General features: G+C 73.6%; 21 protein-coding genes. 14 read left to right on the plus strand and 7 right to left on the minus strand.

Annotation, left to right across the window (positions count from 1 at the left end):
* Positions 1–3: 3 nt before the first annotated feature.
* Entirely contained in the window at positions 4–771 is a 768-nt protein-coding gene (locus ACLIRP_RS09795; protein WP_412060265.1) for a phosphatase PAP2 family protein, read from the minus strand.
* A gap of 2 nt (positions 772–773) precedes the next feature.
* Positions 774–1,325 (minus strand): hypothetical protein, encoded by a 552-nt coding sequence (locus ACLIRP_RS09800; RefSeq protein ID WP_412060266.1) that lies wholly within the window; start codon positions 1,323–1,325, stop codon positions 774–776.
* Positions 1,326–1,372: 47 nt separating this feature from the next.
* On the opposite strand from ACLIRP_RS09800, the gene ACLIRP_RS09805 reads away from it, so the two are divergent.
* Positions 1,373–1,795 carry a CoA-binding protein gene (locus tag ACLIRP_RS09805; RefSeq protein WP_412060267.1) on the plus strand — a complete coding sequence of 141 codons (423 nt, stop codon included), beginning with the start codon at positions 1,373–1,375 and terminating at the stop codon, positions 1,793–1,795.
* A gap of 414 nt (positions 1,796–2,209) precedes the next feature.
* On the opposite strand, the gene ACLIRP_RS09810 is transcribed toward ACLIRP_RS09805, so the two are convergent.
* Entirely contained in the window at positions 2,210–3,211 is a 1,002-nt protein-coding gene (locus tag ACLIRP_RS09810) for a sulfotransferase family protein (RefSeq protein ID WP_412060268.1), read from the minus strand.
* Between the two features lie 32 nt (positions 3,212–3,243).
* Between ACLIRP_RS09810 and ACLIRP_RS09815 the strand changes: the two genes are divergently transcribed.
* From ACLIRP_RS09815 to ACLIRP_RS09835, 5 genes are all read left to right on the plus strand, one after another.
* Positions 3,244–4,176, plus strand: coding sequence for a GNAT family N-acetyltransferase (locus ACLIRP_RS09815; protein ID WP_412060269.1), 933 nt, complete (start codon positions 3,244–3,246; stop codon positions 4,174–4,176).
* Between the two features lie 62 nt (positions 4,177–4,238).
* Positions 4,239–4,964 carry a glycosyltransferase family 2 protein gene (locus tag ACLIRP_RS09820; protein WP_412060270.1) on the plus strand — a complete coding sequence of 242 codons (726 nt, stop codon included), beginning with the start codon at positions 4,239–4,241 and terminating at the stop codon, positions 4,962–4,964.
* Entirely contained in the window at positions 4,961–6,544 is a 1,584-nt protein-coding gene (locus tag ACLIRP_RS09825; protein ID WP_412060271.1) for a DUF6798 domain-containing protein, read from the plus strand. The genes ACLIRP_RS09820 and ACLIRP_RS09825 overlap by 4 nt, the downstream gene beginning before the upstream one ends.
* Positions 6,545–6,601: 57 nt before the next feature.
* Entirely contained in the window at positions 6,602–7,666 is a 1,065-nt protein-coding gene (locus ACLIRP_RS09830) for a glycosyltransferase family protein (protein ID WP_412060272.1), read from the plus strand.
* Positions 7,667–7,737: 71 nt separating this feature from the next.
* Positions 7,738–9,057, plus strand: coding sequence for an aminotransferase class I/II-fold pyridoxal phosphate-dependent enzyme (locus ACLIRP_RS09835; protein ID WP_412060273.1), 1,320 nt, complete (start codon positions 7,738–7,740; stop codon positions 9,055–9,057).
* On the opposite strand, the gene ACLIRP_RS09840 is transcribed toward ACLIRP_RS09835, so the two are convergent.
* A complete protein-coding gene (locus ACLIRP_RS09840; RefSeq protein WP_412060274.1) occupies positions 9,054–11,570 on the minus strand; it encodes a cation:proton antiporter in 2,517 nt (838 codons plus the stop codon). The two genes, ACLIRP_RS09835 and ACLIRP_RS09840, sit on opposite strands and share 4 nt — an antisense overlap.
* 81 nt (positions 11,571–11,651) lie before the next feature.
* On the opposite strand from ACLIRP_RS09840, the gene ACLIRP_RS09845 reads away from it, so the two are divergent.
* From ACLIRP_RS09845 to ACLIRP_RS09855, 3 genes are read left to right on the plus strand one after another with little or no spacing between them, the layout of a single operon-like run.
* Entirely contained in the window at positions 11,652–12,785 is a 1,134-nt protein-coding gene (locus ACLIRP_RS09845; RefSeq protein ID WP_412060275.1) for an N-acetyltransferase family protein, read from the plus strand.
* Between the two features lie 57 nt (positions 12,786–12,842).
* Positions 12,843–14,039: an NAD(P)/FAD-dependent oxidoreductase gene (locus ACLIRP_RS09850; RefSeq protein ID WP_412060276.1), complete on the plus strand. Its 1,197-nt coding sequence runs from the start codon at positions 12,843–12,845 to the stop codon at positions 14,037–14,039.
* 8 nt (positions 14,040–14,047) lie between these two features.
* Positions 14,048–14,623 carry a hypothetical protein gene (locus ACLIRP_RS09855; RefSeq protein WP_412060277.1) on the plus strand — a complete coding sequence of 192 codons (576 nt, stop codon included), beginning with the start codon at positions 14,048–14,050 and terminating at the stop codon, positions 14,621–14,623.
* On the opposite strand, the gene ACLIRP_RS09860 is transcribed toward ACLIRP_RS09855, so the two are convergent.
* Positions 14,557–15,255 (minus strand): response regulator transcription factor, encoded by a 699-nt coding sequence (locus tag ACLIRP_RS09860; protein ID WP_412060278.1) that lies wholly within the window; start codon positions 15,253–15,255, stop codon positions 14,557–14,559. The genes ACLIRP_RS09855 and ACLIRP_RS09860 overlap by 67 nt on opposite strands.
* A gap of 126 nt (positions 15,256–15,381) precedes the next feature.
* Between ACLIRP_RS09860 and ACLIRP_RS09865 the strand changes: the two genes are divergently transcribed.
* The 3 genes from ACLIRP_RS09865 (at position 15,382) to ACLIRP_RS09875 (ending at position 17,986) form a co-directional block, all read left to right on the plus strand.
* Entirely contained in the window at positions 15,382–16,608 is a 1,227-nt protein-coding gene (locus ACLIRP_RS09865; protein WP_412060279.1) for a sensor histidine kinase, read from the plus strand.
* Positions 16,609–16,621: 13 nt separating this feature from the next.
* On the plus strand, positions 16,622–17,236 hold the full coding sequence (locus tag ACLIRP_RS09870; RefSeq protein WP_412060280.1) for a response regulator: 615 nt from the start codon (positions 16,622–16,624) through the stop codon (positions 17,234–17,236).
* A 120-nt stretch (positions 17,237–17,356) separates the two neighbouring features.
* Positions 17,357–17,986 carry a hypothetical protein gene (locus ACLIRP_RS09875; protein ID WP_412060281.1) on the plus strand — a complete coding sequence of 210 codons (630 nt, stop codon included), beginning with the start codon at positions 17,357–17,359 and terminating at the stop codon, positions 17,984–17,986.
* Between the two features lie 82 nt (positions 17,987–18,068).
* Here ACLIRP_RS09875 and ACLIRP_RS09880 read toward each other — a convergent pair whose 3' ends face one another.
* Entirely contained in the window at positions 18,069–18,686 is a 618-nt protein-coding gene (locus ACLIRP_RS09880; protein ID WP_412060282.1) for a DUF6992 family protein, read from the minus strand.
* 46 nt (positions 18,687–18,732) lie between these two features.
* Here ACLIRP_RS09880 and ACLIRP_RS09885 point away from each other — a divergent pair, with 46 nt between their 5' ends.
* Together ACLIRP_RS09885 and ACLIRP_RS09890 are read left to right on the plus strand one after the other, a co-directional pair.
* Complete coding sequence (locus ACLIRP_RS09885) at positions 18,733–19,218, plus strand: FxsA family protein (protein WP_412060283.1); 486 nt, start codon at positions 18,733–18,735, stop codon at positions 19,216–19,218.
* A gap of 100 nt (positions 19,219–19,318) precedes the next feature.
* A complete protein-coding gene (locus tag ACLIRP_RS09890) occupies positions 19,319–20,233 on the plus strand; it encodes a DMT family transporter (RefSeq protein WP_412060284.1) in 915 nt (304 codons plus the stop codon).
* Positions 20,234–20,403: 170 nt separating this feature from the next.
* On the opposite strand, the gene ACLIRP_RS09895 is transcribed toward ACLIRP_RS09890, so the two are convergent.
* On the minus strand, positions 20,404–20,991 hold the full coding sequence (locus tag ACLIRP_RS09895) for a signal peptidase II (protein ID WP_412060285.1): 588 nt from the start codon (positions 20,989–20,991) through the stop codon (positions 20,404–20,406).
* Between the last annotated feature and the right edge of the window lie 7 nt (positions 20,992–20,998).

Consider the following 20,998-nt stretch of genomic DNA (forward strand, 5'->3'; position numbering starts at 1 on the left):
GCGCTACGCCTCGTCGGCCGTGTGCTGCGCCTTGTTCGTCGCGGCCTGCTCGGCCCGCTTGCGGCGGTGCTCGACGCCGTCGACCACGAGGTAGACCGCCGTCAGCCAGACGAAGCCCGAGGCGAACCCGGCCAGCACGTCGGTGATGTAGTGGACGTTGAGGTAGACCCGGCTCAGCCCGATCGCCACGATCATCAGCGGGCACACGACGGCCGCGAGCGCCCGCCAGACCGGCTTGTCGGTGATCTGCCAGACGATCGTCAGCACGGTCCCGTAGAACACCATCGCCGCGAACGAGTGGCCCGACGGGAAGCTGAACCCGGTCGCCTGAATGACTTGCTCGGCCGGGCGGGGCCGGGCGAAGACCGTCTTCAGACCGAGCACCACGAACCCGCCCAGGCCCGACGCGAGCACCAGTTGGAGCGCTTCCCACCGCCGACGGAACGCGACCAGCAGCCCGGCGACGAGCACCACCAGGACGGTGAACGCGACCGTGCTCCCGGTGTCCGTGAGCCCGACCACGAGCGGCGTGAGGTCGTCGCTGACGACCGACCGGGCCACGTCCATCACCGCGTAGTCCACCTCGGCGACGCCGCCGGCATCGGTGAACGTGTCCTCGAGGGCGACGAACGCCGCGAGCGCGGCGAACGTGGCGGCGACGGCCAGCGTCAAGCCCAGGCCGTACCGGGCGCCCCACGACAGGCGGGCGCGGAGAAAGCGGGCGAAGCCGGACGCCTGGTGGGCGGCGGCGGCGGGGGCAGACTCGGACATAACTAAAGGATCAGGACGACGACAGCGACGAGCCCCGCGAGCACGACGGCCCCGTTGAGCACGCTCAGGCCGACCAGCGCGAGCGCGAACGGCAGGCTCGCGAGACGGACGAACCGGACGGCGCCGAGCGCCCTCAGCCACCCGCCCTTGGCGGTCAGCGCCAGCCCGCGCGCGGCCCACACGGCGCGGGCCAGACGCCCGAGCGCACTCCCCCCCGCCCCGCCAGCGACCGTCGCCCGGGCGGCCGACTGGATCTGGCCGGGCAGCGAGGCGAGGTCCGCCAGCGTCCACCCGGCGAGGGCGACTGCGGCGGCGGGGACGGCGAGGACGGCCGCCAGCACGGCGCCGCCGACGGCGGTCACGGCGACGCTCGCCTCGGCCACGGCGGCCCCCACGGCGACGGCCGACAGCGCCCCGGCGCCGGCCCACCGGTACGCCACGCGCGAGGCGGCCTCCACGAGCGGGAGCACGCGTCCAAGCCGCGCCAGCCCGGTCGGCGGGACGGCCTCGGGCGCGAGCGCGGCGGGCGGGGCAGAAGCGGGGGCGGAATCCACGGGGGGACGGCGGGCGTTGGGCGCCCTCCTACGCCGCTCCCCCCGCCATGAGTTCACCCGACCCCGCCGACGTCCTCCGCACGGCCCGCACGATCGCGGTCGTCGGGTGCTCCCCGCGCGGCTTCCAAACCAGCCACCGCATCGCGCGGTACATCCAGGAGGCCGGGATCCGGATGATCCCCGTCAACCCGAACCAGACGGAGATCCTGGGCGAGACCTGCTACCCCGATCTGGTCTCGATCCCGACCGACGTGGAGCTCGACGTGATCGACGTGTTCCGGCGGCCCGAGTTCGTGGCGGACGTGGTCCGCGACGCCGCCGACCGGGCGGAGCGGACCGGCCGGGCGGCCGTCGTGTGGACCCAGATCGGCGTGCACTCGCCCCAAGCCGAGCAGCTCGCGGCCGAGGCGGGCCTCCCCTACGTCGCCGACCGCTGCCTGATGGTGGACCACGCCCGGCTTGCCGCCTAGCGGGCGGATACAACGACGGCGGGCGAGCCTCAAGCCCAGCCCGCCGCCGGTGTCGTCCTGTCGGGGAAACCCAGGCACCACGTGGGGGCCGTATCGGGTTGGGTACCGATGGACAGTCCCGACGCGCAGCGCCGGGTACCGGTCCAGGCAGGACGGGACCAACGTAGGCCCCCGCCGGCAATCCGATCCCGGATGCTGCGGGCTTCGTGCCGAACGGGCGTCGATCGCGGGCTCCCCCCCGCCCCCCACTAGCGGCATTCCCCCAGGGCCCGGGCCCTTCTTTGCATCGGCTTGTTTTTACAGGCCGATCGAAGGAACTGCCTCCCAGCGCCCCGCGCCCGAGAGCGCTGGCCTCTGCGACTGACGGAGAGGAACGGCGCCCACCCGACCGCGCGCCGCATCGGCCGGCTGGCGTCACCCACCGTACCCGTACGCCGCGACGTGGGGCGCCAGCGTCGCGTGCGCCTCGTCGTCGAGCGCCCCCCGCCAGCGCCCGGCGTTGACGCGCGACAGGTCGAAGGCCAGGACGGCCTCGTGCCATTCGATCCCCAAAAAATCGCAGACCTCGCGCAAGCTGGGCTCGGGCGCGGCGGCGAGGGCCTCGAGCCGGACCTCGAGCACGCGGTCGGCCGGGACGCGGTCTCGGACCTCCGCCCACCGGTCGAGCACATCGGCGACGAGCCGGGCCGCATCCGCCGGGCGCGACGGCCCCCACCCCATCGACGTGTACGAGGCGGCGATGTCACGCGGGTCCCGGACGACATGGACGAGCCGCGCCGAGGGCAGCAGGTCGAGGATGGCGTCGACCCACAGGATCGACCACGTCTGCTTGTCGAGGAAGAACGACCGCCCCGCGTGCGCCAGGCTGTCGGCGGCGACGGCCCGCCAGAACCCGCCCAACGTCTCCGCCAGCGCCTCGCGGTCATACGGCCCGCCGACGCGGACCTCGGCGCGGGCCCCGCCGGGCGTCCCCGTCCACGCCCCGGCGTACGTGTAGTCCGTGAGGGCGTCGATCAGCTGGCGCGCGCGCTCGCGGAATGTGGGGCACACGTCGACCGCCCGGTGGCCGGTGTACGCGGGGACGGGCACGCGGCCCAGCCGCTCGCCCAGCCCCAGCTTGCGCGCGACGCGGCCCGGCAGCGTGCCCGGGGCGTCGTCGGCGACCGCCGCCAGCAGGGCCTCCAGCCGGCGCAGGCGCACGTCCGCGTGGAACGGGCTCCAGCCGGCCTCGAAGGCCCGGTACGTGTCGACGAGCCCGTCGGGGTCGATGGCGAACCGGAGCTCGGGGAACGCGAGCACGTCGGGGTGGCGCGCGAGCGCGTCGCGGAGCGCGGTCGTGCCGCTGCGGCCGGTCCCGCCGATCAGCCCGAGCGGGACGGCGCCGGGCGCGGGGACGTCTGGGGGAGTGTCGGGCATGGCGGGTAGCTTACCGAACGCCCCGCCCACCCGTGACCGCCCGCCTCTCCCCCGCCGACCCACGCTACGCGGCGCTCTGGGCCGATAGCCCGGACCGGACGCCCTTCGCGCACCCGGCGGCGCTCGCGGCGGTCGCCGAGGCCTTCGGGCTGGCGGCGTCGGTGCTCGCGGTCGAGGACGACGGCGCGTTGCAGGCGGCCGTCCCGGTCTTTGAAAAGCGGCGCGGGCCGTTCGTGGCCGCCGCCCTGCCGCCGCTGTGCCCCGTGCTCGCGCCCCTCCTCGCGGCGCCGCTCGCCGAGGCCGACACGCACGCCCGGCGGTCCCCGCTCGACCGCCTGCTCACCGGGCTCGGCGACGCCGTCGACCAGGCCACGCTCGCGCTCGGGCCCGGCGACGTGCGCCCCTACGCCTGGGCCGGCTGGACGCTCACGCCGCGCTCGACGTATCGCCTCGACCTTTCCGGCGACCCGGCCGACGGGTTCTCCTCGAATGTCCGCCGCACCGTCCGCCGCGACGCCGACGCGTTCGACGTCTCCGATAACGGCGACCCGGCGGACGCGGTCCGCCTGATGGCCGACGGCTACGCGCGCGGCGACGCAGATCTGGGGATCGACCTCGGCGCGGCGACCGGGCTGGCGCAGGCGTTCGCCACCGCCGGGCTGGCGCGCACGTTCACGGCCTCGCGGGACGGGGAAACGGAGGCCGCCGCTGTCGTCGCCAGCGACGGGCGGACGGCGTACTACTGGATCGCCGGCAGCACGCCGGGCTCCGCGATGACCGTGCTCGTCGCCCACGTGTTGGCCCAGCTCGCAGACGAGGGCGTCGAGGCGTTCGACTTTTGCGGGGCGAATACGCCGTCGATCGCCGAGTTCAAGCGCCGTTTCGGGGCGCAGCTGGCACCGGCGCCGATCGCACGGCTCGTCGCCAGCCCGGTGCTGCGGATCGCGAAGCGTCTCCGGCCGTAGCGCCCGCCGTCGTCGCAGCGTCTTGACCCCACGGCGCCGCGTTCCGGCGTCATCTTCTCGCCATGCCGCGCGTGTCCCTCGTCCTGCCCGCCCTCAACGAGGCCGACAACCTCGAGGCCGCCGTCGCCCAGGCGCGCGGGCCCCTCGGCCAGATCAGCGACGACTGGGAGATCGTGCTCGTCGACGACGGCTCGACCGACGGCACGGGCGCGCTCGCGGACCGGCTGGCGGCCGCCGACGAGCGCGTCCGCGCCGTGCATCACGCTGAGAACCGGGGCCTGGGCGCGGCGGTGCGGACCGGCTTCGACGCCGCGCGTGGCGACGTCCTCATCTATGCCGACTCGGACCTCCCCTTTGACATGGCCGCGCTCGCCGACGCGTGGCAGCTGATGCAGTCCTCGGGCGCCGATCTCGTGACGGGCTACCGGACGAACCGCGAGGTCGAGGGCGTCATCCGGCACGTCCAGTCGGTCGCGTACACGCGGCTCATCAACGGCCTGCTCGGGTTCCCCGTCCGCGACGTCAACTTCGCGCTCAAGATGGCGCGGCGCGAGGTCGTGGAGCGCGCGCGGCTGACGAGTGAGGGCTCGTTCATCGACGCGGAGCTGGTGGCGCGAGCGCGCGAGGAGGGGTTCACGATGGCGCAGTTCGGCGTCGTCTACACGCCGCGCGTGGCGGGCGAGTCGACACTCGCGCGGCCGGGCGTGATCGCGCGGATCGTCGTCGACCTCGCCCGCTTCCGGCTCGGTCGGCGCCGGCGACTCCGGGCGTCGGCCCAGCTCGCGTGAGCGGCGAGCGGTGGACGCGCTGGGGCTGGGTGGCCGTGCTCGCGGCGCTCGCCTACGTCGTCAAGCACGGCGTCACGTACGGCGTCGGCGACCACGACGAGATGCTCCCGCAGCTGCTCCGGCTGATCGACCCGGAGCTGTACCCGCGCGACTGGTTCGTCGTCGAGCAGGGCGGCCGGTTTACCGTGCGGACGCCGTTCCTGTGGCTCTTGCGCGTCGTCGCGCTCGTCATGCCCGTCGGCGCGGCCGTCGGCGTGGTGCAGGCGGCGGGGCTGGTCGGCGTCGGCGCGGGCGCCTACCGGCTGGCGTGCGCCCTGGACGCCGAGCGGTCGGCGGCAGCGCTGGCAACCGTCGTGGCCGTCGGCGTGGTGCCGACGTGGGCGCTGTCGGGGAGCGCGCTCGCGTTCCGCGCGCTCGTGCCCGAGATGCTGGCGTGGGCCGTCGCGCTGCCGGCCGTCGTCTGGGTGATCGAGGGCAAGCCGGTCCGGGGCGGGGCGCTCCTCGGCGCCGCGGCGTATCTGCAGCTGCTCGTCGGAGCGCTGACAACGGGCGTGCTTGGGCTGGCGATCGTGTTCGGCGCGCTCGGCGGGACGACCCGCGCGCGGTGGGCGACGGCGCTCCGGCTCGGGGGTGCCGCCCTCGCGGTCGCCCTCCCCCTCGTTCTCTTCGTGCTCCACGACCGCTCGACGGGCCCGCCGATCCCGACCGACGGGCTCTCGTCCTATTTCCTGCTCGCCGAGCTCCGCCTCCCCCACCACTACCTGCCGAGCCTGTTCGGCGCCGACCGCTGGCTCCGGTTCGCGCTCGTGGCCGTCCCCGGGATCGCAGCGCTGGCGTGGCTGCGGCGGCGCGGTCGGCCCCTCGTGTTCGTCGAGCGGTTCGGGCTAGCGGTCGCCCTCGTTTGCGGCGTCGCGTGGCCGCTCGTCGAGGCCGCCGACTCCCTCTTCGTGGCCCAGCTTCAGGTGTTCAAAACGACCGTCCCCCTCGTGACGCTCTTCGTCGTCGCCATCGCCGCCGCCGGTCTCGACGCCCTCCCCGCCCGCTTGCGCGCGCTGGCCGACGCCCCGTTCCGACATCCTCGGTGGGCATGGGGCGGGACGCTCGCAGCGGTCGCGCTGGCCGGCGCGCTGGTGGCCGTCGGGCCCCTCCGCGCCAAGGCCGGACCCCTCATGCGCGACGCCGACGAGGTCGCCGTCGAGGCGTGGGCGCGCGCGAATACGCCGGTCGACGCGCTCTTCGTGGTGCCGCCGTCGAACACGTCGTTCCGCACCGCCAGCCGCCGCTCGGTCGCCATCACCTACAAGCCGACCTCGTTCCAGGAGGGCTCGACGCACGTCTGGTTCGACCGCCTCTTGACCGTCGCGCCCGCCGCGGCCGACAGCCCGGCGCGCGGGTTCGCCTTTGCCGCGGCGCTCGACGCCGCGTATGCCGCCAACGGCCCCGCCGACTGGCAGCGCCTCGCCGACACGTGGGGCGTCGACTACGCGCTCGTCGACCGCGAGCGGACCCCGACGCCGCCCGACGCCGAGCCGGTGTTCGTGTCCGGCCGCTGGGCGATCGTCCCGCTGCGGACCCGCTGACGAGACTGGAACGGCGGCGGCGGCGCTCGGGTTGAGGCGGCACACAGACCCATCGCGGTGGCCCACCTCGTCTACGCGCTCTGCGGCCACGGCCGGGGGCATAGCTCGCGCGCCCGCGCCGTCGCCGCCACGCTCGTCGGCCGCGGGCACCGGGTCACGTTCGCCGCCGACGCGCCAGCCGCCGACCGCTTCGAGGCCGACGGGCTGGGGGTCCGCCGCGTCCCGGGCTTGCGGCAGGTGCTCCGCAGAAACCGGGTCCGCTTGGTGGCGACGGCGCGCGAGAACCTCGACCTGACGTGGCGGAGCCCCGAGATCATCGCGGAAGCGGCGGCGTGGCTGGGCGAGGCCGGGGCGGACCTCGTGATCACCGACCACGAGCCGTTTTTCGCCCGTGCGGCGCCGCGCGCGGGCGTCCCCGTCGTGGCGCTGAGCCACCAACTCATCCTGACCGAGACGCGCCCCGCCGTCCCGCTCCGCCACCGGCTCTCGGCGCTCGGGACGGCGCTCGGGATCGGCGTGCTGGCGCCGTCCGCGCCCGCCGCCGCGATCGTGCCGTCGTTCTTTTTCCCGCCCCTCCGGCGCGGCTCGACGGCCACGCTCGTCCCGCCGATCCTGCGCGACGACGTGCTCGCGCTGCGCCCGTCGTGCGGCGGCCGGATGCTCGTGTACGTCAACGAGGGCGACGGGATGGAGGCGATGCTGGCGGCGCTGGCCGGCGTCCCGGCCGACGTGTACGGGCTCGGCGAGGGGCCGGCACCCTTAGGTGTCCGGCGGAAGGCACCGTCGCGGGAGGGTTTTTTGCGCGACCTCGCCGCCGCCCGCGCCGTCGTGGCGACGGCTGGGTTCACGCTCCTGTCCGAGGCGCTCCACCTGGGCAAGCCGGTCCTGGCGCTGCCGAACCGGGGCTTTTTCGAGCAGGCCGTCAACGCGCATGCGATCGTGGCGCTCGGGCGCGGGGAGGCCGTCGAGCGCGACCTGCGCGCGGCCGACGTGCAGGGCTTCCTCGACCGCGCCGACGCCTACTCCCGCCCGCCGGGCGCCGACGGGATAGCGGGCCGCGAGCAGGCCGCGGATGCCGTCGAGCGCGTGCTCGGGCGCGGGCGGCAGCGGCTCGCCGCGTAACCCCTTTCACCCGGTTTTGCGCAACCCTGGCTCCGGCCCGGGTATCTTCGGCAGATCGCCCAACCGGCTCTATGACCGTTCCTGACTTTCTCGGCCAGCAGCCCTCGGGCCCCACCATCGACCCCGACGCGAGGCCCGAGGCCTCGGTCTTCGACAAGGCGACGGCCTTCTTCTCTCCCGACGGCACCTACCAGAAGGTCCACGCGGCCGGGCTGTACCCGTTTTTCCGGGCGATCGAGGTCAACGAGGGCACGACGGCCATCATGGACGGGAAGGAGACCATCATGGCCGGGTCGAACAACTACCTCGGCCTGACCTCGGACCCGCGCGTGCAGGAGGCGGCCAAGGCGGCCATCGACAAGTACGGCACGGGCTGCACGGGGAGCCGCTTCCTCAACGGCACGCTCGACCTGCACCTCGAGCTGGAGGAGCGGCTGGCGCGGTTCATGCGCAAGGAGGCGTGCGTGCTGTTCTCGACCGGCTACATGACGAACCAGGGGCTGCTGCAGAGCCTGGCCGGGCGCGGCGACGTCATCTTCTCGGACAAGGACAACCACGCCTGCATCCTGGCCGGGCAGAAGGTCTCCGACGCCGAGACGGTCCGGTACCGCCACAGCGACATGGCGCACCTGCGGACGTTCCTGGAGCGGATCTCGACCGAGCGTCCGGACGCCGGCAAGCTCATCGTGACCGACGGCGTGTTCTCGATGTCGGGGACGTTGGCGAAGGTGCCCGAGCTGGTGGAGCTGGCCGACGAGTTCGGCGCCGGCCTGATCCTGGACGACGCGCATGCTGTCGGCGTGATCGGCGACGGGGGCCGGGGCACGGCGTCGGAGTTCGGGCTCGAGGACCGGGTCCACCTCACGACGGGCACGTTCTCGAAGAGCTTCTCGTCGCTCGGCGGGTTCGCCGTCGGCGACGAGACCGTCGTCGAGTACATCCGGCACACCGCGAGCACCCACATCTTCTCGGCCTCGATGCCGCCGCCCGCCGTGGCGACCGTCCTCGCCTGCCTCGACATCTTGGAGCAGGAGCCCGAGCGGCTCGACCGGCTGGCGGAGATCTCGGACTACATGCGCGACGGCTTCCGCAACCTCGGCTTCGACGTGTGGGCCTCGCAGACGCCGATCATCCCGGTCGTCATCGGCGAGATGTACCGCTGCTTCGCGTTCTGGAAGGACTTGCTGGAGGCCGGCGTGTTCACGAACGCCGTCGTGCCGCCGGCCGTCCCCCTCGGCCAGTCGCTGATGCGGACGAGCTACATGGCCACGCACACCGACGAGGAGCTCGACCGCGTGCTAGCCGCGTTCGAGACGGTCGGGCTGGCGCACGAGGTGATCGCGCCCGGCGGCGTGCCCGGCCCGGCGATGCGCCAGAACGGGACGGCTTAAACTCCGCCCCGCAGGCCCTCGAGCGACGGGTGGCCCTCGGTTTGAATGGACGCCACGAGCGCGTCGCGGGCGTCGGCGGGCGTGCTCGCGCGGCGGACGGCGTCGAGGGTGGCGTCGTCGCAGACCATGCGGGCGACGAGCGCGAGCCAGCGGAGATACGTCGCCGTCGGCGTGCCGGCGGGGACGACGAGCACGGCGACGAGCACGGTCGGGCCGTCGGCGCCCAGGTCGAGGCCGTCGCCTACGCCGACCGCGAGCACGGGGCGGGCGACGGCCTCGGTGCGGGCGTGCGCGAGCACGACGCCGGGGCGGAGGGCCGCGAGCGGGGCGGCGGCGAGACCCGCGAGCACGTCAGCGCGGGCCCCAGCGTCGACGGCGTCGCCGAGCACCTGCTCGAGGAGTCGAGACACGGAGCCGGGCGCGAGCGCCAGCCGGACGTGATCGGGCTGGAAGCCGTCCAAGAAGGCCTGCTCGCGAACGCCGAGGCCGCCGGGCCGGATGGCGGCGGCGGGCGGCTGGCCGGGGTAGAGCACCAGGAGCGGCCGGTCGGGGTGGGCGTGCGCGAGCGCGTGCGGCAGGCGGTCGAGGCCGGGGCGCCAGGCGACAGAGCCCTCGCGCGCGGCAACGACGGCGAGCGCGTCGCCGGGCCGGGCCTCGGCGGCGAGCGCGTGCTCGAGGTCGGCCCAGTCGGCGAGCGAGAGCGGCGTCGGGGGCGGACCGCTGCGCCGGGCGAAGGCCGCCACGGGAGCCGGGTCCGTGGAGAGAACGGTGACGCTGGCGCCGGCGCGGGCGGCGAGCGCCGACAGCAGGCGCGCGGCCCCGGCGAAGCCGGGCTCGCGGTCGGCGAGGGGCGGGACGGCCACCAGCAGCCGGGTGACCGCGCCCATCGGTCCGGCCCCTCGGGCGACGAGCACGGCCGCCGAGGTCTCGCGGAGCACGCGGTCGGGCACGCTCCCGAACAACAGGCGCGCCGCCGCCGCGCTCCCGTCCCACCCGACCACGAGCGTCGTCGCCCGCGTCTCGGCCGCCGCTCGCGCGAGGGCTCGGGCGACGTTCGACTCGGACCGGACGAGCGGCAACACCGGGACGGCCGCCCCGGCCGCGTGGACGACGGCGACCGACAGCAACTGCTCGCCTCGGGCGACGGCCGCGTCGCGGTCGGTCTCCCCTCCGACGACGGTCACGGCCACAAGCGGCTCCGTCGCGTCGGGCTCGCGCGCCAGCAGGGCGAGGTCGACGAGGGGACCGACCGTGGCGGGGTTCGAGAGCGAGACCAACAGGCGCGAGCGCGCGGGAGCCGCCGACACGCGTGCCTTCGAGGCCGCCGAGACGCGGCGCCCGGCGACCTCGGCCACCCAGGGTCCGACCAGACACGTCACGAAGACCATCGCGATCGTCCCGTTGAGCACGGCCTCGTCGAACAGGCCGACCTGGACGCCGACGAGGACCGCCGCGAGCGTGGCGGCGGCTTGCGGGACGGTCAGCCCGAACACGAGGCGGATTTCGTCGGCGGAAAAGCCGAGGGCGCGGCCCGAGGCCCAGGCGGCGGCGCCCTTCATCAGCAGCACGGTCGCCACCATCCCGACGGCGACGGTCCACGACCGCGCGGCGTCGGGGCCGCCCGCGAAAGCACTCAGGTCGACCAGCATCCCCGTCGAGAGCAGGAAGAACGGGACGAACAGGGCGTTGCCGACGAACGCCACGCGGTTCATCAGCGCGCTGCCCTCGGGGACCAGCCGGTTCAGCGCGAGCCCCGCCAGGAACGCGCCGATGATGGGCTCGACGCCGACGGCCTCGACGCCGAGCGCGCACACGAAGACGGTCGCGAGCACGAACACGAACTCGGTCGTGGCGTCGGGCGCGACGCGGCGCAAAAACCACGCGCCGAGCCGGGGCACGCCCCACAGCACGGCGCCCCCGAACACGGCGAGCGCGCCGACGACGCGGAGCACGACGGCGGGGTCGGCTCCCTCCCCCGTCCGCGCGCCGGTCGCCACGACCGCCAGCACCAAGAGCGCGAGCGTGTCGGTCAGGATCGTCGCGCCGATGCTCGCGGTGACGGCGCGCTCGCGCTGGAGGCCGAGCCGGGCGACGCTGGGGTACGCGAGCAGGGTGTGGCTGGCGAACACGCTGCCCAGGAGCACGGCGGCCGGCCAGCCCATCCCGAACGCGAGCCGCCCGAGCCCGATGCCCACCGTCTGGGGCAGAAGGAACGTTAGCCCGCCGAGCACCAGGCTCTGCCGCCGGTGCTGGATAAACTCGTGGAGGTCGACCTCAAGCCCGGACAGGAACAGGATGTACAGCAGCCCGACCGTCCCGAGCAGCACCATCGTCGGGTCGCGGTCGAGCACGCCGAGCGCGTGGGGCCCGAGCGCCACGCCGGCCGCCAGCAGCACGACGGCCGACGGCACGGACCGCCGCGCGATCAACGGCGCCGCGAGCAGCACCAGCAGCACGGCCGTGAAGACGGCGACCGGGTCGACGAGCGGGAGGTCGAAGGCGAGCGCAAGCATGGGGTGGGCGCGGGGGAGCGATCGCCGAGGGCGGCCGAGGATACGGAACCGGGACCGGGGGAGGTCGGGCTAGCTTGCGGCATGCCCCAGCTCACCGTCCGCCCCGCCGTCTCCTCGTCCGACCGCGCCGCGTTCCTCGACTTCCCGTACGGCCACTACGCCGACAGCCCACACTTCGTCCCGCCGCTGCGGATGGATCAGAAGGGGGTCCTGAACCCCAAGAAGAACCCGTTTTTCGAGCACGGCGCGCTCCAGCTCTTCCTCGCCGAGCGCGACGGCGAGGTCGTCGGCCGGGTCGCGGCGATCGAGAACGGGCAGCACCTTGCCAAGTACGGCGACGGCAACGGCTTCTTCGGCTTTTTCGAGACCGTCGAGGACTACGCCGTGGCCGAGGCCCTGCTCGACGCCGCGGCCGACTGGCTCCGCGCGCGCGGGCTGACGGGCGTCCGCGGGCCCACGAACCCGTCGATGAACGACGTGGCGGGCCTGCTGGTCGACGGGTTCGACCGGCCGCCGTCGATCCTGCTCCCCTACAACAAACCCTACTACCAGGCCTACCTCAAAAGGTGGGGCTTCGAGAAGGCCATGACGATGTGGGCGTACTACGTCCACGAGGCGTACCTCGACATGGCGCGGATGGCGCGCGGCGCCGAGATCGTCGGGCGCCGGAGCCCGGGCATCACGCTCCGCCCCCTCGACCCCGCGCGGTTCGACGCGGACATCGCAGCGGCGATGCGGATCTACAACGAGGCGTGGGCCGAAAACTGGGGCCACGTGCCGTACACCGAGGCCGAGGCGCTCCACCTCGCCAGCGAGATGAAGCCGGTGATCGAGCCGGACCTCTTCCTGTTCGCCGAGCTCGACGGCGAGCCGATCGCGTTTTCGGCCTCGCTGCCCAACCTCAACCAGGCCTTGAAACACCTGCCCCGGGGCCGGCTCGCGTCGCTCGGCCTGCCCAAGCTGCTCGGCACGTGGAAGCTGGGCGGCGTCTACGAGCTCCGGATGGCGCTGATGGGCGTGCTCCCGGCGCACCGCAACAAAGGGCTCGACGCGCTCTTGATCCACCACACGATCGTCAACGGGCGGCGCGACGGGTACCAGGCCGCCGAGCTGTCGTGGGTGCTCGACTCGAACCAGCCGCTCAAGAACGCGCTCGACCGGCTCAACTGCACGCAGGACAAGGAGTACGCCATGTTCCAGGCCTCGCTGGCCTAAGCGCTCGAACACGGCCGGCGCCTGGGGCGTGAGACGCGCTCTCCCCTAACCGCCTCCGTGCTGAACCTCGTCCTCGTCGGCGGCGGCCACGCCAGCCTGCCCACGCTCGCCGACGCCCGGCGGCTGGCGGCCGAGACCGGCGCCGCCGTCACGCTCGTCTCGGACCGCCCCGCGCTGTGGTACTCGGGGATGGTGCCCGAGTGGCTCGGCGGCGTCTACACCGAGGCGGACGTGACCGTCCCGCTGGGGCCGATCTGCGACCGCGAGGGCGTCCGGTTCGTCGAGGCCGAGGCCCTGCGGCTCGACCGTGAGTCGCGTGAGGTGGTGCTCGCAGACGGCCGGCGTGTGGCCTACGACGTGGTCGCCATCGACGTGGGCGCGGTGAACCCGGGGCGCGAGCGCGCGACGGGCGCGACGACGGCCAAGCCGTTGTGGCACCTCGCCGATCTCGGCCAGTTTTTGGATCAGGCTCATTCGGGGACGCGCCGGCTGGCGATCGTCGGCGGCGGGGCGGCCGGCACTGAGGTCGCCCTCAACGTGACGGCCCGCGCCGACGTCGAGGTGGACGTGACCGTGCTCGACCCCGGCGACCGGTTGTGCCCCGGTCTGCCCGCTCGTCTGGGCCGGTGGGCCGCCGACGAACTCCACCGACGCAGCGCGACGGTCCGCCTGGGCGCCCGCGCCATCTCCGCCAACGGCGATGGCGTCCGCCTCGACACGGGCGAGCCCGTCGACGCCGACGCCGTCCTGTGGGCGACCGGGTCGACAGGCCATCCGCTTCTGCGGGCGTCCGGCCTGGCGCTCAGCGACGACGGCTTTGCGCGAACGGACGCGGGGCTGCGCGCCCTTGACGACGGCCTGCCCCGAGCCAGCGGGGGTCGCGTGTTCGTGGCGGGCGACGCCGCCTCCGTCGCCGGGCACAAGGGGCTGGCCCGGGTCGGCGTCCACGCCGTCAAACAGGGGCCGGTGCTGCGCGAGAATCTGGGGCAGGCGCTGGCGGCGCTCGGCCGAGGGGGCGACCCGGCCCGCGTTCCGCTCCGCCCGTTCCGCCCCTACCCCATCGTCCCGCTGCTGGTGTCCACGGGCGGCCCCGAAGCGTGGTGGACGGCCGGCCCCTTTGCGATCAGGTCCGGGCTAGCGCTCCGCCTCAAGCACGCCGTCGACCGCCGGTGGATCGACCGGTACCGCGAGGGGGCGTCGTACCACGGGCATTGGGACGCCCGGCACGCCGCCGCCGCCCCGGACCGTCTCTAGACTAGGGCATGGCCGTCCGCGTCCTCCTGCTCGCCCTCGCCCTCGCCGCCTGCGGACCCGGCGACCGGGCTCCCGAGCCCGCACCCGAGGCGGCGCCGACGGCGCCCGGCACGCCGGCCGCTCCCCTCCCGCCGGCGGACGTGGGCACCGACGGCGGCGGCGAGGACCCGGCCCAGCCCTACGACGGGTCGACGGTCGTGTTCGACCCCTCTGAGCCCCCAGAAACCGTCACCCAGATCCCGCCCCGGCCGGCCCCGCCGACGCCCCGGCCATCGACGCCCCCGCCCCCCCCCGCGCCGGAGCCGCTGGGCCCGTCGGGGAGTTGCGACGTGCGCTCGACCGAGGGGTACTGCTTCGCGTTCACCGGCGAGACGTGGACCCCGAGCGCGGCGCGGTCGCAATGCGCCGCCGCGCCGGAGGCCTCGTACGCGCCCGCCACCTGCCCCCTCGACGGCCGCGTGGCGACCTGCACCTTCGAGCGGCCCTCGCAGCCGGGCCGGGAGATCGTCTACACGTACTACGCGCCGTATGACCCGAGGCTGGCGGAGCTCGCCTGCCCGGGGACGTTCGCTCGCGTCGAGTAAAGCGGCGACCGCGGCTCGTCGGTGCGGTTCGCCGGGCCCACGAGCCCTTCGCCCCACCCCCGGGCGACGGCTTCGTACCACGAGCTGGCGCCCAGCTTGTCGTAGAGGCTCGCGAGGACGGCGGCGGCCACCTCGGCCGTGGTCGCGAGCGCGCCATCGAGGGCGGACGGCCCGCGGCCCGCGGCGAGGTGCTGGAGGGCGGTGGTCTCCTGAACCGTGAGCGGCGCCGAGGCCCCTGCGTCGGGCTCGAACCAACGGCTCTCGCCGGCGGCGACCGCGCGCACGGCCTCCCCGATCCGGCCGACCGGCGCTTCCTTCGAGAGGTACCCCGCCGCGCCCACTTGCAGCAGGTGCGCCACGTGCACCGGGTCGCTGTGCGACGAGTGCGCCAGGACCCGGCACCGCGTCGCCGCCAGCCGCTCGGCGACGTCGACTCCGTCCAGCCCCCCGGTCAACTCGATGTCGAGCACGACCACGTCGGGCTGCAGCGCGCGGACGAGCCGGACGGCCTCGTAGCCGGTCTCCGCTTCGCCGACGACGAAGATGTCGGGGCAGGCCGCCAGCGATTGCCGGAGCAGGGCACGGAGGAGCGTGTGGTCCTCGGCGAGAACGACGCGGATGGGGGTGGGCATGGGGATCGGAGGGAGACCCCATAGCCTAGCCACACGTCGGGCCCCGAGAATGGGCGCGGCGCACTAGTGCGGCTAGCGCCCTGTGCTGAGGCGCCGGGGTAGGGAGCGCCGGGTACATTGGTGGCCGTGGTCGATCCCCCCGTCTCCCTGCTCTGCTTCTCCCCGCTTGCGCGGTGCCTCGCCGTCGCCCTCGTGCTGGTACCGATGGCCGCGACGCCCCCGTCAGCCCAGACGCCTTCGGTGCCAGACTCCGTCTTGTGGGAGGGAAGGTTCGCCGACTTCGATGCCCAGCAAGTCACGCTCTTCACCCTCAACCTCGACGGAACTGTAGACCTTAAATTTCACAAGGACGAGACAATCGAAGAAAACGGACTGCCTCCCACTGGAGACCTAGGTATTCCCGACGACGAGGCAACACTGAGAGTTAGCGACTTGGTTTATATTGACAATTTATACAAAGACGCAGTCGACGAAAACACAAGCGATGGCGTGGTCGCCTTCTCGTTCAGGCAGGACCGGATAAGACTCATGTTCGACCAAGGCGTGCCCCTCTGGGGAGCGCTAGTGGCTTCCGTTGGCCTGTTTCTGATTGGCGGAGTGGGGGTGGGAATCGTTCTCACCCGGCGAGAACGGCGACGCATCGCGGCTGAAACAGCCGAACGCCAGCGATCTTTTCACGCCAGAGAGGCCGAGAGATCCCGGCTCGCGCGCGAGCTGCACGACGGCCCCCTCCAGGACGTCCATGCCCTGCGCATGCTGTCGGGCACCAGCGATCCGGAATCGATGGACCGCGAGGCATCGCGGATCGCTCGGGAGTTGCGGGCGATTGCGGAAGGGCTCCGCCCCCCGGCCCTCGGCCGATTCGGGTTGTCGGCGGCTCTGTCCGCCCACACCAACCGCGTAAAGGACCGCTACCCCGATGTCGCGATCCGCTTGCAGCTGGACGAGGACGGCGTCGGGGACGACGCCCTGCCCGACATCGTGCGCTCGTCGCTGTTTCGCATCGTTCAGGAGTCGATCACGAACGCCATCGAGCATGGCGGTGCCGAGCGCCTGCAGGTAACGTGCCGCCTCCCGCCCCTGTCGACCAACGGGGAGATCAAGGTCGAGGTCGTCGACGATGGGTTGGGGTTCGACTGGGCCGACGGCACGCCCGATCTCGCCGAGCTTGCGGACGGCGGCCACTTCGGGCTCGTCGGCATGCACGAGCGGGCTGCCGCCATCGGTGGGCGCCTCGACTTGATCCCTGTCGGCCTGGACGGCCAGGGGGCGACGGTTCGCGTTTCCGTCCCCGACATGCGGGCGCCCGGTGCATCTTCCACCGTGAAACGCCGTCGACTCACCACCGCTTAAGCCCACTGCGGCCATGCCAGCCCTCCCCGCCGTCCGCACCATCCTCATCGACGATCACCCCGCGCTCCGGGCCGGGGTCCGGGCCGAGCTCGAGCGGTCGGGCCGCATCGAGGTCGTCGCGGAGGCGTCGGACGGCGAGCACGGGATCGAGGCCTGCCTGCGCCTCCAGCCCAACGTGGTGCTGCTCGACATGGAGATGCCCGGGATGGATGGCGTCGCCGTGGCGGAGCGGCTCCGCGAGCTCGACCTCCCCACACGCATCCTCGCGTACTCGGCGTATGACGACGCCGCGTACGTGACGGCGATGCTGCAGGCGGGGGCGGCGGGCTACGTGACGAAGGACAAGCCGATGTCGCTGGTCGTCGAGGCCGTCGAGGCCGTCGCGCGCGGCGAGGGCCGCTGGTTCGTCAGCATCAACGCCCCCGATGGCCTCGAAGTCCCGATCTCGGACCGCGAGCTCGAGGTGGTCCGGCTGATGGCTCGCGGGAAAAACAACTACGAGATCGCCGGGGCGCTCGGGATCTCCCACAACACGGTCCGCAACCACGTCTCGTCGGCCTACGACAAGCTGGGCGTGTCGTCGTGGCGGCAGGCCGTCGCTTGGGCTTGGGAGCACGGGCTCGTCTAGGAGCTGTTAGGGCGCAACGCAGAGCGGTTGATGCGCCGGTACTAAATAGAACGAGAGCGGTGCGTCAGGCCGGTCGGCCTGGAGTCGGGTAGGCTATGGTCTCCCCACCCCACTCAGACCATGCGCTCACCCGCTCTCGCCCTGGCCGCCCTGCTTGCGGTCTCCCTCGCCGCCTGCGACGCCGCCTCGCCCGCCACCTCCACGGCCACGGCCGTTACGCTCGACGCTCAGGCCCTGGACGGAGCCGACATCTACTACGACCTCGAGCCGCTCGCCCTGGGGGAGACCTTTACTGCGACCCTTGAGACCGGCGGCGACCCGTTCACCCTGCGCTCGACGCGCACCGCCTCGGGATACGTCGACACCTTCATCCCGCCGGCCGGCGTCGAGCGCGTCCGCGTGTCATACGAGTTCGACGGCGTCGAAGTGGCCGAGGCCTGGATCGCCGACTCCCCCGGCGTCATCGAGTCCGGGGTGGCCGACGATGAGGGCACGTCGTGGCACTGGCAGCGCGACAGCGACGGCACCATCCGATTGGCGAAGGACAACAAGAAAACGTCCACCGAGCCGGCCATCGACGGCCCCGGGGCCCTGTACGGCACCCTGTACACGACGCCGTCCGGCGAGCGGGTCCGCGTGACGCACGTCTGGTTCGAGATGATCGGCGCGAAGGACATCGAGCCCGAGACGATCCGTTTCGAGACCCCGCGCGGCTTCGAGATCGCGACGGCCGACCTCAAGCGCCGCTAGCGGCCGACGGTCCGACGGTTCGCGCGCCGGTCGCCTGCGGGGGGCCGGCGCGCCGTCGTTGAGCCGACTGGCGAGCCGAGCGCTACAGCGGGACGACGAGCACCACGCCCTGCGCCGTCGCCGCGAGGTCCGCGCTCCCGACGAGATCGAGGAGCGCCCCGAGGCGGGCGCGCGTCGCCGCATAGGCGATGCCGTCGAGCGCGAGCAGACCCAGGCCCTGCACGACCAGCGCCGCACCATGCCCCCGCCACGCGGCCGGCGTCGCGACGCCCTGCCCGGCGACCGCCAGCAGGGTCGCGCCGACCGCCGCGTAGCCGACGTTGAGCCCGAGGTTGACGAGCAGCACGTCCGCGTACCCGTTCTCGGCCGCGAGCGCCGCCGCGAGGTCGCCGGTGACCGCTCCCGGCCCGCCGGCCAGCCCGGCGGCCGCGATCCCGACGTTGACGACACCCCACGCCGCCGACTGGGCGCCAAAGGCCCACCGCCCCGGCGCGTCGGTCCGGTCGGACGCCAGCACCAGCGCCGCGCCCCCGACGGCGTTGGCCAGCCCCCACGCGCCGACCCGCCACAGGTGCGCGCGCTGATCGGCGCGCAACGCCTCCGACAGCTCGGTGACCGACGGCACGGGCTCGGCGACCGGCTGGGCCGCGAGCGGAGCCGCGATCAAGACGAGGGCCGTGAGGACCCGGAGCGGAGGCACGGAGGTTCAGGGGACACGCGTTCGCATCAACACCCCCCGCCCGCCCGTGTTCGGCCGCCTCTTCCTGCTCTTCCTCGTCGTCCCGCTCGTCGACCTCGCCCTCCTCGTCCACGTCGGCGGGCGGATCGGCTTCTGGCCGACGGTCGCCATCGTGGTGCTGACGGCGATGCTCGGGTCGTGGCTGGCGCGGCGCGAGGGCGTGGCCGCGTGGCAGCGGCTCCAGACGAAGCTGGCGACGGGCGGCCTGCCCGGCCCCGAGGTCGTCGACGGGGCCGTGATCCTGATCGCCGGGACGCTGCTGCTGACGCCGGGCTTCCTGACCGACATCGCCGGCCTGCTCGGCCTCTTCCCGCCGACGCGGGCGCTGGCGCGGCGGGCGCTCCAGTCGCGGTTCAAGAAGGCGGTCGCGGGCGGGTCGATCCGCGTCGCGAGCGCGCCGTTCGGGGTGCCGATGGGCCCGTCCCCGTTTGCCCGGCCGCCGGTCGTGGAGGATGCGGAGGTCATCGACGACGGCTCGGGCGAGCCCGGCTAGCCCGCGCGTCGGCGCGTGACCGGCCGGTGGAGGGCGCGCCGAGATCGCGTGGATCGGAGGCGCACGGAGAACGACGCCCGAGCCGGGCCGTTGCCGCGACATGCCCGTCTCCGCTCCCCCCATCGCCGACCCCGCCGCAGCCCTCTCCCCCGCCGACGAGCGGCGCGAGCGGATGCACGGCGTGCTCTACATGCTGATGGCCGCGCTCGGCTTCAGCGTGATGAGCCTGCTCGTCAAGGTGGCCTCGGCGACGTTCCCGACGATGGAGCTGGTGTTCGCGCGGTCGGCGTTCATGGCCGGCCTGACGTACCTCGCGCTCCGGTCGGAGGGCACGTCCCCGCTTGGCGTCGACCGGACGACGCTGGCCCTGCGCGGCGCCGTCGGGGCCATTGCCCTCAGCCTGTTCTACTTCGGGATCGGCCGGCTGCCGCTCGGCGACGCCGTCACCATCCAGTACACCGCGCCCGTGTGGACGGCGCTGACGGCGGCGCTCCTGATCGGCGAGCGATTGCGGCTGCCCGTGCTCGCGGGCGCCGCGCTGTCGCTGGCGGGCGTCGCGCTGGTGGCCCGGCCGACGGCGCTCTTCGGGGGCGTCGCGCTCGACGGCTGGGGCGTCGCGGCGGTCGCGGTCGCGGCGGTCCTCTCGGGGCTGGCGTACACGTTCGTCCGCAAGCTCCGGGCGACGGACCGCCCGATGACCATCATCTTCTACCTGTCGTGGATCGGGATGGTGGGCGCGCTGCCGTTCGCGCTCGGCGGCTGGGTGCTGCCGACGGGCGGGCAGTGGGCGCTGCTGGCGGGGATCGGGCTGGCGACGCACGCCGGCCAGGTCGGCCTCACCAAGGGCATGGCGCGGCTGGAGGCGGGGACGGCGTCGTCGATCGGCTACCTGCAGGTCGTGCTCGCCTTCTTGTGGGGCGCGGTCTTCCTGGGCGACGCCGTCGACGGGTGGAGCCTGGCGGGCGCGGCGCTCGTGGTGTCGAGCGTGCTCCTCGTCGTCCGCCGGGCGCGGTGATGGAGGTGCTCGGCTAGGGTCCGCAGGCTCCGAGGGGCGAGCGCCCTCGGCTTCCCGCCAGGCGCACACTCCCCGTCGCTCTCCGGCTCAGGCCGGACGCGATCGCCACTCGACACGTGTGGCGTCGGTGCGTCGCGGACATCGCATGCTCTCGAGCGACTCCGGGGCGCCTAGGCCTCCGCCGTCGGGGCAGCGACAGACTCCGCCGCCGCCGCGTCGCGCGCCAGCGCCGTCTCGTGGAAGCGGCCCTGGGTGATCAGGATGAGCACCACGCCCGCGATGATGGCCACGTCCGCGATGTTGCCGATCGGGAACAGCGCGACGCCGCGGCCGAAGATGTCGCCCTGCCACAGGTCGATGTGCAAAAAGTCGACGACGCAGCCGTAGAACGGGCGGTACGTCTCGGGGGGCGAGGGGTAGCACTCGCCGAACGCCATCCCGTAGAACACGCGGTCGATCACGTTCCCGAACGCGCCCCCGAGCACGAGCGCCAGCGCCAGCCGGTACCCGAACGGCGCCCACTGGACGCGGTAGAGGTAGACCGCGATCAGCACCGTCGCCGCGATCGAGAACAGGGTCAGGAACAGCTTGCTCCCGACCGTCAGCCCGAACGCCATCCCGGGGTTCTCGGTGAACGTGAACCGGAACAGCCGCCCGACGACCGGGATCGACTCGCCCAGCGCCATGTTGTACTTGACGACCAGCTTGGTCGCCTGGTCGGCGATGACGAGGAAAAACGTGACCCAGAGGACGCGCATATCGGAG

The sequence above is a fragment of the Rubrivirga halophila genome, from assembly GCF_046845755.1.
Taxonomy (GTDB): domain Bacteria; phylum Bacteroidota; class Rhodothermia; order Rhodothermales; family Rubricoccaceae; genus Rubrivirga.